This is a genomic window from Aldersonia kunmingensis (assembly GCF_001646865.1).
GTDB lineage: Bacteria > Actinomycetota > Actinomycetes > Mycobacteriales > Mycobacteriaceae > Aldersonia > Aldersonia kunmingensis.
Genome location: NZ_LRRB01000001.1, coordinates 23,399 through 36,146, shown reverse-complemented (window position 1 = coordinate 36,146; position 12,748 = coordinate 23,399). Strand labels below are relative to the sequence as shown.

Below are 12,748 nucleotides of genomic sequence, written 5' to 3'. Positions count from 1 at the left end.
AAGGTGTTCTGACATGGGCCAATTGGAAGGCAAGGTCGCTCTCGTCACCGGAGCCGCCCGCGGACAGGGACGTTCGCATGCAGTGCGGCTCGCAGAGGAAGGTGCCGACGTCATCGCGCTGGATATCTGCGCCGACCTCGCGACCACCAGCTATCACGGCAGCCGTATCGAAGATCTCGACGAGACTGCGCGCCTTGTCGAGAAGACCGGCAGGCGCATCCACACCGCGGTCGCCGATGTTCGTGACCTGCAATCGCTCGAGAACGTCGTGGCGGAGGGCATCGCAGAACTCGGACGGCTCGACACCGTCGTCGCCAACGCCGGGATCTTCTCTTCTGCCCCACTGCACGAACTCAGCGAAACGCAGTGGTCGGAGATGATCGACATCAATCTCACGGGCGTCTGGAAGACCATGCGCGCGACGATTCCGACGCTCATCGAACAGGGCGACGGGGGCTCCATCGTCCTGATCAGCTCGACCGGCGGCCTGCAGGGCTTCCCGAACTTTGCTCACTACGTTGCGGCCAAGCACGGTGTCACCGGCCTGGCACGGACCGCGTCGAATGAGCTTGGGCAGTATCGGATTCGGTGCAACTCGATCCATCCGACCTCTGTACTCACCGACATGATCGATCATGAGGCGATGTACAAGCTCTTCCGCCCCGACCTCGAGAATCCGACGCATGAGGATTTCCGCGAGGCCTGCCAGACCGGAATGAACGTCCTGCCGATCCCGTGGCTAGACCCGGTCGACATCTCGAACGCGGTGGTGTGGCTCGCCTCGGACGCGGCACGACACGTCACCGGGATCGCGCTACCGATCGACGCGGGCGCGCTGTCCAAGGTCTGACGGCCCTGATCAGACTCGGTGCCGTCCGGGATGCTTCTCACTCCCGGACGGCACCGTTCCACCGTGTATTGCCGCGGCGACGAGCTCGACACGCCTCTGAACACCGAGCTTGCGCAGCACATGCTCGACGTGACCTTCGACGGTACGGGTCGACAGCACAAGCTTTTCCGCGATCTGCTTGTTCGTGAGGCCGGCGACCACAAGGTCGGCGACCTCACGCTCACGCGGGGTCAGAATCTCGTCGGCATGATGCTCGGCACCAGTGAACCCGTGGCGCTCGTCACCAGAAGCCCGGTCCGACTTCGGACCGGTGAAGATGTAATCGAACAGCTCCGCCGCCGACATGGAGCGTCCCTTCTCCCACGACCGGTCGAACGCGGTACCGCCGATCCGGGCGCGTGCGGTGTCAACCGCCTTGGAGCGCAGAGCAATCCAATGCTCGGACCCGTACAGCTGCTGCCCGAACGAGCCCCACATCGATGATGCCGCCCCGAGCAACACCGCAGCGCGAGTCGCCGAATCCAGTTCCGCCAGAGCCCATCCAAGCAGGTCCGTCATGAGTGTCGTGCCGACGACGTCACCGAACGACCGCTGGATGCTCAGTCCCTCCATGGCGAGGTCGCGTGCGCGGACGAAGTCCTTCTGCAGCAGCGCGACCAAGCCCAGCCCGTACGCCGCAAACGACCGGAACCACAACTCCCCCACGGCCGACGACTGCGCGTGAACGGCCGTGAAGTGCTCCTCGGCCGCGCCCACCTCGAAGGCCGCGCTCAGCAGCATGCCCTGGTGAATGCGCAGCGTGGCAACGAGATCCGCACCCGCACCCCCGATGCGGTACCGGTTCGCCGCTTCGTCCATCTCCGTCCGCGCGGCAGCGAGGTCGCCGGAAAACATATGCCGAAGTCCACTCAGGTGTGCGACGAACGCCGCCGCTCCCGCATCGCCGTCTTCGCGTGCGATGGCACGAATGCGTTGCAGCGCGAAATCGGCAGACTCGCGATCGCCCTGCAGGATCTGAATGAGCGCCAGGACGCCGAGGATCTGCCGTTTCGTCTCACCCAGGATCGCCGGGAGTTCGAGCGCCCTGGTCAGCCACATCCGGTGCTCACGGACTGATATTCCGCAGGACCACAGGAACATGGCCGAACCGAGCGCTTCCGCCGCCAAGTGCGCGTCGGTGTCGCGGTGTGGCTCGGACATCGCCGCGTCCAGCGCCGCGCGGATGTTGCCGCGGTTGTCCCGCACTGCACGCGCGTAGCGAAATTGGTCGGGGCCGTACCACCCCGAGGCGGTGGTCCGGATCAGGTCGGCGCACCAACGCAGTAACTGCGACTGAAGCCCACGCTGCTGGTCCAGCGTGAGCTTGCTGGACCCGTACTCGCGGATCGACTCGAGCATGCGGAATCGCGCGTGCTCGTCCGAATCGCCCCTCTGGACGACCGATTTGGCGACCAGCGCCGCCAGCGAGTCCATGATCGACTCGGCCGCAAGGTCCTCGTCGGCGCACACCGCGATCGCCATAGGAAGCGTGAACCCGTCGGCGAATACCGACAGCCTCGTCCACAGCGTTCGCTCGTCGACCGAGCACAGCTCGTAGCTCCATTCGACGGTGGCGTGCAGACTCCGCTGTCGCGGCGATCGCACCCGCGCACTTCCTGTCAGCACCGAGAGTCGCTGGTCGAGCAGGTCGGACAGATCGTCGATGGACAGCACGGTGAGCCGCGCGCACGCCAGTTCGATGGCGAGCGGCAGGCCGTCCAACCGTTCACAGATCCGTTCGATCGCCGCGGAGTTCGCGTCCGTCAGCTCGAATCCCGACAGCACTGCGGCGGCGCGCTGCGCGAACAGATCGGCCGCGCCGGAACCGGTCTCGTCCCGGGTCGGCAGCGAGGGCATCGCAAAGACGTACTCGCCTGGCACCGAAAGGAATTCACGTGTCGTGGCGATGATCCGCAGTGCCGAGGTGTGCTCGAGTAACCGCGCCACCAACTCGGCCGCGGCGTCGACGACGTGCTCACAGTTGTCCAGCACCAGCAGCATTCGGCGATGTTCGAGGTAGTCGACGAGGGTCTCCTCCGGCGAACGATCGTGCGAATCACGGTTCTCCAACGCGAGACCGTCGCACACCACCTGCGCGAGTAGGTCCGGGGTGCGCACGGAAGCGAACTCGACGAACCGCACGCCGTCAGGAAACGCCCGGCGGAAGTCGTAGGCGGCCTGCACAGCGAGCCTCGTCTTTCCGATTCCGCCGGGCCCGACGACGCTGACGAGGCGATGGTCACCGAGCAGCCGCCGCACCTCACGTAACTCTGCGCGGCGTCCGACGAAACTGGTGGCCGGCGACGGGATACCCGCTGCCACGCGCTCCGATTGCTTGCGCGCCGATTCCACTTCGGACCGGACCTCGTTGACTTTGCGTGCGAGCATCGTGCGGGACCGCTCCCAGCCGACACGCCTGCCCACCTCCGCTATGGAGATATCGGGGTTCTCGACGAGGAGCTCACGGACATCCGCGTCGACGGAGTCGGTGATGGTCCCGACCCGTCGCCGGTGGTCCTGAGGTGGTTCCTCGTGCGCGAGCGCTCGGCGGACCGTGTTTCGCGACATGCCGAGCCGCTGGGCGATCCCTTTGATGGATTCGCCGTTGCGATGACACCGATGGATCTCGGACCATTCGTCAGCGTTCATCGTTCTCCCGTCGCCGCGATGAGACGGGTACCACTGTGCGCTCGGTTGAAACCGCCCCGCAACGCCGGGGGTCAAGATGTGTCATCTCGCGATCGCGATCACGCGAATACGCGGATCGCCGTGCCACGTTAATGGCGTTTACCAGTATAGATGGCCGGAGGGCGCCTTGCGCCCCAAGTCCGTACCAGATCACGTAGTCGGACGGTTATCCCATCGCACGCGACGGACGACAGTGATGGGCACCACATCCGATCCGGAGGAGACAACGATGACCCAGCAGAACGCCGACGCACTGAAGTCCGCATTCGCCGCCGCGGATGCCGGCGATCCGGTTCCGCTGGTCACCCTCTACGACGACGCGATGACGTGGGCAGGATTCACGCTCGAGGGCACCCAGCGCCTGTACACGAAGGCCGAGTTCCTAGAGGCGTTCGGCGTGCTCGCCAAGCTCGACGAGTCGCGCAACGAAGTGGTCGATGTCGACGTCGTGGACGACGAACTGGTCACCGCCAAGGTGCGCGCGTATCGCCGCCTTGGCGACGACGAACTCGAGATCACGATGGTGATGGCTCACCGCTTCGTCGACGGCAAGGTCACGCACGGCGCGGACGTCGTGCCGTCGTCGTTCGAGCGGTTCTGGGCCAAGACCGGCATCACGGCATGACCGGCGGGCAGCGACCATGACCATCGCGTACGCACCCCCGCAACCGACGTCCGCGAGTGACGCGCTCGACGCGTTGCGGGCGGGCGGCGTCGCCGTCGTGATCGACGACGTGTCCGGCACCGGATGCGACATCGTCGCGCTCGCATCAACCGCCACCGCGGCCTCGATTGGCGCGATGGTCCGGCTGGGCTCCGGATTCATCTGCACCACAGTCGATGTCGATACGTGCCGGCGACTGGATCTGCCGCCGGCGTCGTGGATCGCGGACGGCGACGACGACTACTCGGGGTCGATGCGCGTAGCCGTCGACGCGTCGGCCGGGATCACGACCGGCATCTCCGGGCACGACCGTGCGGCCACGCTTCGCGTACTCGCGGATCGCTCCGCGAGTGGCACCGAACTCACCAGGCCCGGACACGTGGTACCCGTCCTCGCCGATCCCGCATGCGGGTCGCTATCCCGGCCGAATGTCCTTGCGAAAGTGGCCGATCTCTGCGGGGATGCCTCGCGGTCCCTCGCCTTCTGCGCGTTGGTCTCCGAGCAGGACCCCTGCGGGATTGTCGGCATGGACGAGGCGAAGACGTTGTTGCTGCCCACCATCCGTTTCTCCGACGTCGTTTTTCGCGACGCAATTTCCAGAAAGCCGTGACGATGATGCAGGAAAACCTGGACAGGCTCGGCACCGAGTTCAAAGAGGCGATGGCGCATCTGTGCGCCCCGGTCACCGTGATCACCGCCATGGACGGCGACCGGCCACATGGCACGACGGTCAGCGCGATTATGTCGCTGTCCATGGAACCGCATCTGCTCGCCGTCGCACTGGCGAACACGTCCGAGTGCCTCGGCTTGATCGAGGGGACGAAGCGATTCGGCGTGAACGTACTGGCATCGGAGCAAACCGACATTGCGTTCCGCCTTGCTGGCAAGGGCGCTGCGAAGTTCGACGGCGTCGAGTGGGTGCGCCGCGACGGACTCCCCCACGTGTCGGGTGCCTCGATCTGGATCGCGTGCGACGTTGCCGAGATCGTGTCCGGTGGCGACCATCGGATCCTGCTGGGCCGGGTGCGTGCCGTCGAGACGTCCACCGACCAGGACCCCCTGACCTATCACCGCCGCGGTTTCGGTACGCACGTACCACACAGCGCGCTGCAAACGGCCGGCGCGCGATGACGGAGGAGCAACGCGCGAGGTCTCACGCGCTCGGCGACATTCCGCGTCGAACGGCCGCCCGCGTGCCCGACCGGACGGCCCTGATACACCGCGACACCGTGCTGACGTTCGCCGAACTCGACCGGGCGATCGATGCATTCGCGGCACAACTGTGGGCATCGGGACTCAGGCCGGGCGATCGGCTCGCGATCCTGTCGCACAACTGCTGGCAGTACCCGGTCGCGATCTTCGGCGCCGCAAGGATCGGCGTCATCGGTGTCCCGATCAATTTCATGCTGACAGCCGAGGAGATTGCCTACATCCTTGCCGACTGCACACCCGCAACGTTGGTGGTCGAGGATGCACTGTGCTCGACGGCAGATCAGGCAATCCAGTCCGCTGGAACCACTTCCACAACGAACTATGTTCTGCCGCTATCTAATTCGACGCCCACTGGTTGGACGAACTTCGACGAGGCTTTGACGGTGTCCACCGGCGCCGCACCCGAGGTCAAGGTCGACGACGACGCGCTCATTCGCATCATGTACACGTCCGGAACGGAATCGCGTCCGAAGGGAGCGATGCACTCGAGCCGAACGCTGATGTGGCAGTACACGAGTTGCATCGTGTCGGGGGGCATGGCCGAGGCCGACGTCGAAGTTCACGCGCTCCCGCTGTATCACTGCGCACAGCTCGACAACTTCCTCATTACCGACATCTACCTCGGCGCCACGAGCATCATTCTCGATCGGCCCGATCCTGCAGCGCTTCTCGCAGCCATCGAACGCCACGGCGCGACCAACCTCTTCTGCCCTCCGACCGTCTGGATTGCTTTGCTGCGGGAGCTGGAAGGCGACGGTCGCACATTCGCCTCGCTGCGCAAGGGCTACTACGGCGCTTCCGCGCTCCCCGTCGAGGTGCTGCGTCAACTGCGCCAACGCTTCCCTGCTCTGGAGCTGTGGAACTTCTACGGACAGACCGAGATGGGTTCACTTGCCACGGTATTGCCGCCGTCCGAACAGGACCGGAGGCCAGGCTGCGCGGGCCGAGCAGCGCTGAATGTCGAGACCTCGATCGTCGACGACGACAACAATCCACTTCCCGACGGAACGGTCGGCGAGATCGTGCACCGCAGCCCCCAAGTGACCCTCGGCTATTACAACCTGCCCGAGAGGACCGCGGAGGCGTTCGCCGGCGAGTGGTTCCACTCCGGCGATCTCGGCTACTTCGATTCGGACGGATTCCTGTGGGTTGTCGATCGCAAGAAGGACATGGTGAAAACGGGCGGCGAGAACGTCGCGACGCGGGAAGTCGAAGAGGTGCTCTACGAGCTACCCGAAATCCGTGAAGCCGCGGTTTACGGCGTTCCCGACGACCGCTGGATCGAGGCCGTCGCGGCGACCGTTGTGGTCGCCGATGGTGCGGCGCTCGACTCACGCGCAATCGACACCCACTGCCGGACGAGGCTCGCGTCGTACAAGATCCCGAAGTCCATCGCCTTCGCCTCCGAGCTTCCGAGAAATCCCAGCGGCAAGATTCTGAAGCGTGTACTGCGCGAGCGCCACAACGAACGTACGCACTAGCGCGCCGCGGCATTCCAAGCGAACCGGCACCGCGGCGATCCGGGCTACGCCCCGACGCTGGACCGTGACAACGACGGCGTCACCTGCGAGCACGATCCGCGCCGACTCACTGCATGCGTGTGGAGCTCAGCTCACTGGTCGACGGTGAACATGCCCTCGGGTATCCCGGCGACCTCGATCTGGCGCCAGATCGAGCGCCACTGCGGGAGCTCGTGGTAGCGCCGCAATTCGGCGAGGCCACTCAGCCAGCCGATGAAGCCCGCGTAAGGCGGATTGTCGGGGTCGAACCCGCTCGTCACCAGGGTCAGTCGAGTCTTTCCCTCCGAGCCTTCCAACTCCCAGCTGTCGGTCACGCCATCGGCATACCGCATAGTCGCCTTGCGGCCCGGCTCGAACTCGACGAACTTGGTTCCCCCCGGGTCCATCTCGAACCCGCCCATCGCAAAACGGCCACCTACCCAAGGCTCGATGTCCACCTTGGCGCCGAACCACCGGTGGAAGTGCTCCGGCCGGGTCATCGAATCGAACACCTCGTCCGGCGTCGCGTCGATGACGACCGCCGTCCGCAATTCGTTCGAGGTGAAATCGCACTTCGGGGTCAACTCGCGGCCAGCCAGATAGTCGGCGAGGTTGACGATCGCCAACGACCAGAACGTCGACAACGTGCCACGAGCACCGGCCTTGTCGGCCAGAACGTCTTCAAAGCTGGGCAGGTCGGTCTGGCTCAGCGTGACCAGGGTGCCGTCCTCGTCCTCATCCAATTCGAACTGCGATGTGGTCTCGACTCCCTCCACGGTCCAGGCGAATCGGATGCTGCGATCGTCCACGTGCAGCACGCGCTGGTGCGGTTCTGCGCCATCGGGCGTGAACCGGCCCCAGAACTCGTACTTGCCGGGCAGGTCGACCTCGGCGTGCTCGGCCAGCCACACGCGCAGCGCGACCGGGTCGGTAAGTGCCTCGTAGGTGACCTTCAATGAAGCTGGTACAACCGCGCGTACGCGCAGATCAGGCTCAATCATTTGAATCTCCCTTCGGATAGCAGGCGACGGCCATGCGGAATGCGTCGCCATCGGCACCGCCGTAGCGGGTGAACAGGTCCTGCAATGTCTGCTGCAACTCTTCGAGGAACGCCGCGCGCTGCTCCGGGCGCACCCTGATCTCCCCGGATACGCCTATCGAGGGCAGGTCGGGCCTGGTGAGGTCGAGCGCGGCGATGTCGGCCTGCACGTCCTCCATCAGGTCCAGCAGGTAGCCCAGGCTCAGCCGATCGCGCTTCTGCCGCAACCCGATTCGGCCCACCAAGCTCGGTGACAGCCAGTACGACCGCCCGGCCGCCTGGTAGATCCCCTCGGTGATCCCGCGCACCCGACGTTCGGCCACCTGACGAACCAGGCCGGCCGTCAGTAGCACCTTCACGTGGTAGTAGACCCGCTGCGGGGTCTGGTCGAGCTCGACCGCAACCTCGGTGCACGACCGGGGTTCGGCGAGCTGCCGCAACACTTCGATCCGCTGCGGCTTGAGCAGGGCCTCGGCCTGCTCGATCTGATCGAGGTAGACAACGTCCCTCATAACAAAAAGAAGTCTTTACGTAAAAACATCTTTTGTCAATAGCGTGCGCGGCGAGGAAAGCAGGTCGTTCGGAGATGTCGCGAACCTCACTCCGTGCGGTGGAGAACTGCTTCGTGCCTGACCGGCACACCATGGAGACCTTCTCGACCACACCCGCTCGCCCGGAACCGGTTTACCAGCTCGGGTTGCTCGGCATGGCGTCGGCGGCCATGCGCCGGTCGCGTTGAGCCTCGCCGAACGCGCACTCCAGGAGATCGCGGGCATCGTCGCCAACAAGGTCCGGCCCGGATATCCCACGGTGTTGGCGATTCGGACCTGTTCCGGCACGACTTCGCACGCGACGAAGCGCTGTACTGCGCGGCGCAGGCATACGTCTACGAAGGCGGAGATGCCCTGTGCAACCGCATTCTCGAGCGACTGCAGCTCGCGGACGTCCACATCGACGGAGTCGATGATGGCCCCTGCCCGTCGGCGGTGTTGCTCGGTGCGGCATCGTCGATGCGGGGCTCGTTCGGGCAGCAGCTGTACGGCTCGGATCATTGGATTGCCTTGCGCTCCAAAGTAGTTGACACGACCCACGCCCCGATCGGCGTATCGATCAATTCATGCTGACCGCGGATGAGATCGCCTACCTCCTCGCCGACTGCACGCCCGCGGCGTTGGTCGTCGAAGATATCGAAGTTCATCGCTGCCGCTGTACCACTGCGCGCAGCTCGACAACTTTCTCATCACCGACATCTACCTCGGCGCGACCAGCATCATTCTCGACCGACCCGATCCCGCCGCGATCCTCGCTGCCGTCGAGCGCTATGGCGCGACCAACCTCTTCTGCCCTCCCACTGTATGGATCGCGTTGCTGCATGAGTTGGAAGGCGACAGTCGCACCATCCCGTCGTTGCGGAAGGGCTATTACGGGCGTCTGCGCTTCCCGTCGAGGTACTGCGCCAACTCCGTCAGCGCTTCCCAGCGCTGGAGCTGTGTAACTTCAACGGGCAGACCGAGATGGGCTCGCTCGCCACAGTGTTCCCGCCGTCGGAACAGGATGAGCGGCCGGGCTGTGCAGGCCGGGCGGCATCAATGTCGAGACCGCGATCGTCGGCGACGACGCGCCGCTTCCCGGCGGAACTGTCGGTGAAATCGTGCACCGCAGGCCGCACGCCACCCTCGGCTACGACAACCTGCCGGAGACGACCGCGGAAGCATTCGCCGGCGGATGGTTCCATTCCGACGATCTGGGCTACTTCGACTCGGACGGATTCCTGTGGGTCGTCGATCGCAAGAAGGACATGATGAAGACGGGCGGCGAGAACGTCGCGACGCGGGAAGTCGAAGGGGTGCTGTACGAGCTACCCGAAATCCATGAGGTCGGGGTGTATGGCGTTCCGGACGACCGCTGGATCGAGGCCGTCGCAACGACCGTCGTCATCGCCGACGGTGCCGCGATCGACACACACGCGATCACCACCCATTGCCGGACGCGGCTCGCGCCTTAAAAGATTCCGAAATCCATCGCGTTTACTTCCGATCTTCCGAAGAATCCGAGCGGCAAGTTCTTGAAGGGCGTGCTGCGCGAGCGGCACCACGAACGCACGCCTGATATGGAGTGAAGTTTGTCAAGTGGGCAGGGGAAGCGGCGTCCTCGGCCGTCGCCGGGAACGCCGCTTCCGTTTGACCGAACGAGACTTCGCGGGCGGCGAGCGTGTCGTGATCGACGCGTCGTTAAGTCTGATATGCGCGGGTTGGTCACCGCAGGAACGGACTCTTCTGCTGGAGCGGACCGCAGGTCTAGAGTCGAGCGTTACTGGATTGCAGGACAAACGAATTGCTCATAGGGCGTTCGCCGGTCGCTCCCAGGCGCTGCCGCCATCGGCTCGGTTCGTTCGGACGGTTATGTGCCGGTCTCAGGTGTCGAGCACCGGCAAAAGACCAGCACCAGCCGGCCAGTTCCCGGGCGATGGCGGGGTTGGCCACCACGGGACGCTTCTTGCGGGCCTCGAAGTTCTGCCACCGTCGGTGCGGCCGCCGGTTTGCTGCCTGACCGCGAGCCCGTGCCGCCGGGCTGGCGGCGTCCCAACGGCGACGCAGATCGGTGCCGGGGCGATAGGGCTGGCGGTGATGCCAGGCCGCCTCGATCAGCAGCCGGTGGGCATGGCTGTTGCCGGTCTTGGTGATGGGGCCCTGCGAGCGGGAGGCGCCCGAGAAATACTCCGTCGGGACGAGACCGAGGTAGGCGCCGATCGAACGACCGGTCGACCGGTCCCAATCCCCGATCTCGACCGCGAGCCATCCACATCTGTGGCTCTACCGGCCAGGTCCTGATTCCTGACGGCAACCCACGTTCACATGTGGCGAGGCCCCAGCCTCCTCATACCGGCCAGCCCCGGGCGAATCCTCGAGTTCAACCAATCTGCCCGACCCGATCGGTAATGTCCCATTCGGCACCGATGGGAAGGGCATCCGTTGGGTACGAACACCGATCATGCCCCGTTTCTGCTGCTCAGCATCCGCGAGGACGAAGTGGCAGCAGACGACGAGTATGCCGCGATCATGCGCTTCGCCGACCTCGACGACGCGGGTCTGCGGCGTATCGTCCTCACCGATCAGGAACTGGGTCCCATCGAGCTCGGCGACTGGTCCGGCATCGTGCTCGGCGGCGGGCCATACAACGTCAGCGATGATCAGAAGAGTCCCACCCAGCTGCGGGTGGAACGCGAGCTGGTCGGCCTGATCGGCGCCACTATCGAGCAGGACTTCCCGTTTCTGGGTTGCTGCTACGGCGTGGGGACGCTCGGCGCCGCGATCGGTGCACGTATCGATGCGACCTACAGCGAGCCGGTGGGCGCAGTCACCGTCAGTCTCACCGACGCGGGCGCTGAAGATCACTTGTTCACCGGCATGCCTCGCGAGTTCGATGCCTACGGCGGACACAAGGAGGCCGTGACCGAGTTGCCGCGCGGCGCGGTTCCTCTGGCGTCGTCGACGGCGTGCCCGGTGCAGGCGTTTCGAGTGGGACGCAACGCATATGCGACGCAGTTCCATCCAGAACTGGACGTCGACGGGCTGTGCACCCGGATCGACGCGTACAGCGGTCACGGCTACTTTGACCCCGAGACCGCAGAAACACTGAAAGCCGATGCGCGACAACGATCGGTGGTCTCTCCCCCGATCATCCTGCGAAACTTCGTCGAACGGTACCGGCGACCGCTTAAGCACGGAAACAGATCGTGATCGGAAGTGGCGACAGCAAACCTGCCCGCAGCTTCAAGAGAACTCTGAAATCTAACGACCCGCTGCAGCGAAACCGTGCCTCCAAGAATGTAATTGCTCGGTCAAGCAGGGCGCTCTCGTCGTTGTCGCTCCTCTGGGAGAAGACCGCAGTGCCGGCCGCATTCAGCACCACGCAGTGATGGGCCCGCTTCCCCGCATCGATCCCCGCCCACAGTCCGCTCACGTAGTCCCCTACAGGTCGTCGTCCTTACGAGTGGGCGTTCCTTGTCTGTCAGCCACGCCGGCACGTCCTTACCCAACGATCTGTGCGCGAGTCTCAATGAGCGGTCGAGCTGACAGCAGGACAGCGGGCGGCCATTCCCAGTGAGCCGTCGAGCGGCAGGGAGACCTCAGCCATACCCGCTGTCCCAAGGAGAGCGATCCAGACCTCCGTCCGGCCCGGATTCCGCCCACCGCTCCAACGTAAGGAAGGGGACTTGATAATCGGCAAGGATCAGGCATCTGCGATCGGCACCCTCGTCGAGCGCCAGACCCGCACGGTCCGGCTCCTGCACCTTCCCTCGCGCGACGGCGAGACCCTGCACACCGCGTTGTGCGAACGGATGAGCGATCTGCCGGCGACGCTGCTGCGCTCGATCACCTGGGATCAGGGCACAGAAATGGCCCGCCACACCACAATCACGCAATCGTTGGGCGTGCCGGTCTACTTCTGTGACTCTCGGTCCCCATGGCAACGCGGCTCGAACGAGAACACTGGCTTGCTGCGCGACTACTTCCCGAAGGGAACCAACCTCAGTATCCACACTCCGGAGCATCTGCTGGCCGTGGAGAACGAGCTCAACTTCCGGCCGCGGCTCGTCCTTCAGAACCGGTGCCCAGCAGAGCTGTTCACCGCTCTACTACGATCGGAGAAACGGTCCGCGTTGCGACGTTGACTAGAACCCGCCCCGGAGCAGGCTGCTCAATATTCAGCCGGAGCCGACAATTTCGGCCTTTGCCGCGAGCAATGCATCGTAT

General features: G+C 64.8%; 14 protein-coding genes and 2 pseudogenes. 11 read left to right on the top strand and 5 right to left on the bottom strand.

All coding sequences use genetic code 11. From position 1 onward, the window contains the following. Positions 1-13 precede the first annotated feature (13 nt). Positions 14-850, top strand: coding sequence for a mycofactocin-coupled SDR family oxidoreductase (locus A8G08_RS00150; protein ID WP_068268764.1), 837 nt, complete (start codon positions 14-16; stop codon positions 848-850). 9 nt (positions 851-859) lie between these two features. Here the strand turns inward: A8G08_RS00150 and A8G08_RS00145 are convergent, their stop codons facing one another. Then, positions 860-3,538, bottom strand: coding sequence for a LuxR C-terminal-related transcriptional regulator (locus A8G08_RS00145; protein WP_068268762.1), 2,679 nt, complete (start codon positions 3,536-3,538; stop codon positions 860-862). Between the two features lie 235 nt (positions 3,539-3,773). On the opposite strand from A8G08_RS00145, the gene A8G08_RS00140 reads away from it, so the two are divergent. From A8G08_RS00140 to A8G08_RS28390, 5 genes and pseudogenes are all read left to right on the top strand, one after another. Further along, positions 3,774-4,202 carry a nuclear transport factor 2 family protein gene (locus tag A8G08_RS00140; RefSeq protein ID WP_245672521.1) on the top strand — a complete coding sequence of 143 codons (429 nt, stop codon included), beginning with the start codon at positions 3,774-3,776 and terminating at the stop codon, positions 4,200-4,202. Positions 4,203-4,218: 16 nt separating this feature from the next. After that, positions 4,219-4,851, top strand: coding sequence for a 3,4-dihydroxy-2-butanone-4-phosphate synthase (locus A8G08_RS00135; protein ID WP_068268760.1), 633 nt, complete (start codon positions 4,219-4,221; stop codon positions 4,849-4,851). 2 nt (positions 4,852-4,853) lie between these two features. Continuing rightward, positions 4,854-5,372, top strand: a complete 519-nt coding sequence (locus A8G08_RS00130; RefSeq protein ID WP_068268841.1) for a flavin reductase family protein — start codon at positions 4,854-4,856, stop codon at positions 5,370-5,372. Continuing rightward, entirely contained in the window at positions 5,369-6,934 is a 1,566-nt protein-coding gene (locus A8G08_RS00125; protein ID WP_068268758.1) for a fatty acyl-CoA synthetase, read from the top strand. The genes A8G08_RS00130 and A8G08_RS00125 overlap by 4 nt, the downstream gene beginning before the upstream one ends. 27 nt (positions 6,935-6,961) lie before the next feature. After that, positions 6,962-7,153 (top strand): annotated as a pseudogene (locus A8G08_RS28390) (excalibur calcium-binding domain-containing protein); the annotation flags it as partial. On the opposite strand, the gene A8G08_RS00120 reads toward A8G08_RS28390, so the two are convergent. Both A8G08_RS00120 and A8G08_RS00115 read right to left on the bottom strand, forming a co-directional pair. Then, positions 7,066-7,953, bottom strand: a complete 888-nt coding sequence (locus tag A8G08_RS00120; protein WP_068268756.1) for an SRPBCC family protein — start codon at positions 7,951-7,953, stop codon at positions 7,066-7,068. The pseudogene A8G08_RS28390 and the gene A8G08_RS00120 overlap by 88 nt on opposite strands. Further along, on the bottom strand, positions 7,946-8,503 hold the full coding sequence (locus A8G08_RS00115; RefSeq protein ID WP_068268755.1) for a helix-turn-helix domain-containing protein: 558 nt from the start codon (positions 8,501-8,503) through the stop codon (positions 7,946-7,948). Before A8G08_RS00115 ends, A8G08_RS00120 begins: the two co-directional genes overlap by 8 nt. Before the next feature lie 74 nt (positions 8,504-8,577). Between A8G08_RS00115 and A8G08_RS27705 the strand changes: the two genes are divergently transcribed. The 3 genes from A8G08_RS27705 to A8G08_RS28380 all read left to right on the top strand — a co-directional run bounded on the left by A8G08_RS27705 (position 8,578) and on the right by A8G08_RS28380 (position 9,996). After that, positions 8,578-8,730, top strand: a complete 153-nt coding sequence (locus A8G08_RS27705) for a hypothetical protein (protein WP_187344408.1) — start codon at positions 8,578-8,580, stop codon at positions 8,728-8,730. A 416-nt stretch (positions 8,731-9,146) separates the two neighbouring features. After that, complete coding sequence (locus A8G08_RS28385; protein WP_425394515.1) at positions 9,147-9,638, top strand: AMP-binding protein; 492 nt, start codon at positions 9,147-9,149, stop codon at positions 9,636-9,638. A gap of 4 nt (positions 9,639-9,642) precedes the next feature. Beyond that, positions 9,643-9,996, top strand: coding sequence for an AMP-binding enzyme (locus A8G08_RS28380; protein ID WP_068268754.1), 354 nt, complete (start codon positions 9,643-9,645; stop codon positions 9,994-9,996). A 424-nt stretch (positions 9,997-10,420) separates the two neighbouring features. On the opposite strand, the pseudogene A8G08_RS26415 reads toward A8G08_RS28380, so the two are convergent. Next, a pseudogene (locus A8G08_RS26415) lies at positions 10,421-10,786 on the bottom strand (transposase); the annotation flags it as partial. 177 nt (positions 10,787-10,963) lie between these two features. Here A8G08_RS26415 and A8G08_RS00105 point away from each other — a divergent pair. Beyond that, the gene (locus tag A8G08_RS00105) at positions 10,964-11,731 is read left to right on the top strand and encodes a glutamine amidotransferase (protein ID WP_068268753.1); all 768 of its coding nucleotides are present in this window, start codon (positions 10,964-10,966) and stop codon (positions 11,729-11,731) included. Here A8G08_RS00105 and A8G08_RS28375 read toward each other — a convergent pair. Further along, entirely contained in the window at positions 11,709-11,954 is a 246-nt protein-coding gene (locus A8G08_RS28375; RefSeq protein ID WP_425394514.1) for an IS110 family transposase, read from the bottom strand. The genes A8G08_RS00105 and A8G08_RS28375 overlap by 23 nt on opposite strands. Before the next feature lie 109 nt (positions 11,955-12,063). Between A8G08_RS28375 and A8G08_RS00100 the strand changes: the two genes are divergently transcribed. After that, on the top strand, positions 12,064-12,666 hold the full coding sequence (locus A8G08_RS00100; protein WP_483757000.1) for an IS30 family transposase: 603 nt from the start codon (positions 12,064-12,066) through the stop codon (positions 12,664-12,666). Positions 12,667-12,748: the final 82 nt, after the last annotated feature.

Excerpts from the sequence above, each read along its gene's own strand:
- A8G08_RS00150 (WP_068268764.1), top strand. The coding sequence starts at position 14 with ATGGGCCAATTGGAAGGCAAGGTCGCTCTCGTCACCGGAGCCGCCCGC.
- A8G08_RS00145 (WP_068268762.1), bottom strand. The coding sequence starts at position 3,538 with ATGAACGCTGACGAATGGTCCGAGATCCATCGGTGTCATCGCAACGGC.
- A8G08_RS00140 (WP_245672521.1), top strand. The coding sequence starts at position 3,774 with ATGGGCACCACATCCGATCCGGAGGAGACAACGATGACCCAGCAGAAC.
- A8G08_RS00135 (WP_068268760.1), top strand. The coding sequence starts at position 4,219 with ATGACCATCGCGTACGCACCCCCGCAACCGACGTCCGCGAGTGACGCG.
- A8G08_RS00130 (WP_068268841.1), top strand. The coding sequence starts at position 4,854 with ATGATGCAGGAAAACCTGGACAGGCTCGGCACCGAGTTCAAAGAGGCG.
- A8G08_RS00125 (WP_068268758.1), top strand. The coding sequence starts at position 5,369 with ATGACGGAGGAGCAACGCGCGAGGTCTCACGCGCTCGGCGACATTCCG.
- A8G08_RS00120 (WP_068268756.1), bottom strand. The coding sequence starts at position 7,953 with ATGATTGAGCCTGATCTGCGCGTACGCGCGGTTGTACCAGCTTCATTG.
- A8G08_RS00115 (WP_068268755.1), bottom strand. The coding sequence starts at position 8,503 with ATGAGGGACGTTGTCTACCTCGATCAGATCGAGCAGGCCGAGGCCCTG.
- A8G08_RS27705 (WP_187344408.1), top strand. The coding sequence starts at position 8,578 with ATGTCGCGAACCTCACTCCGTGCGGTGGAGAACTGCTTCGTGCCTGAC.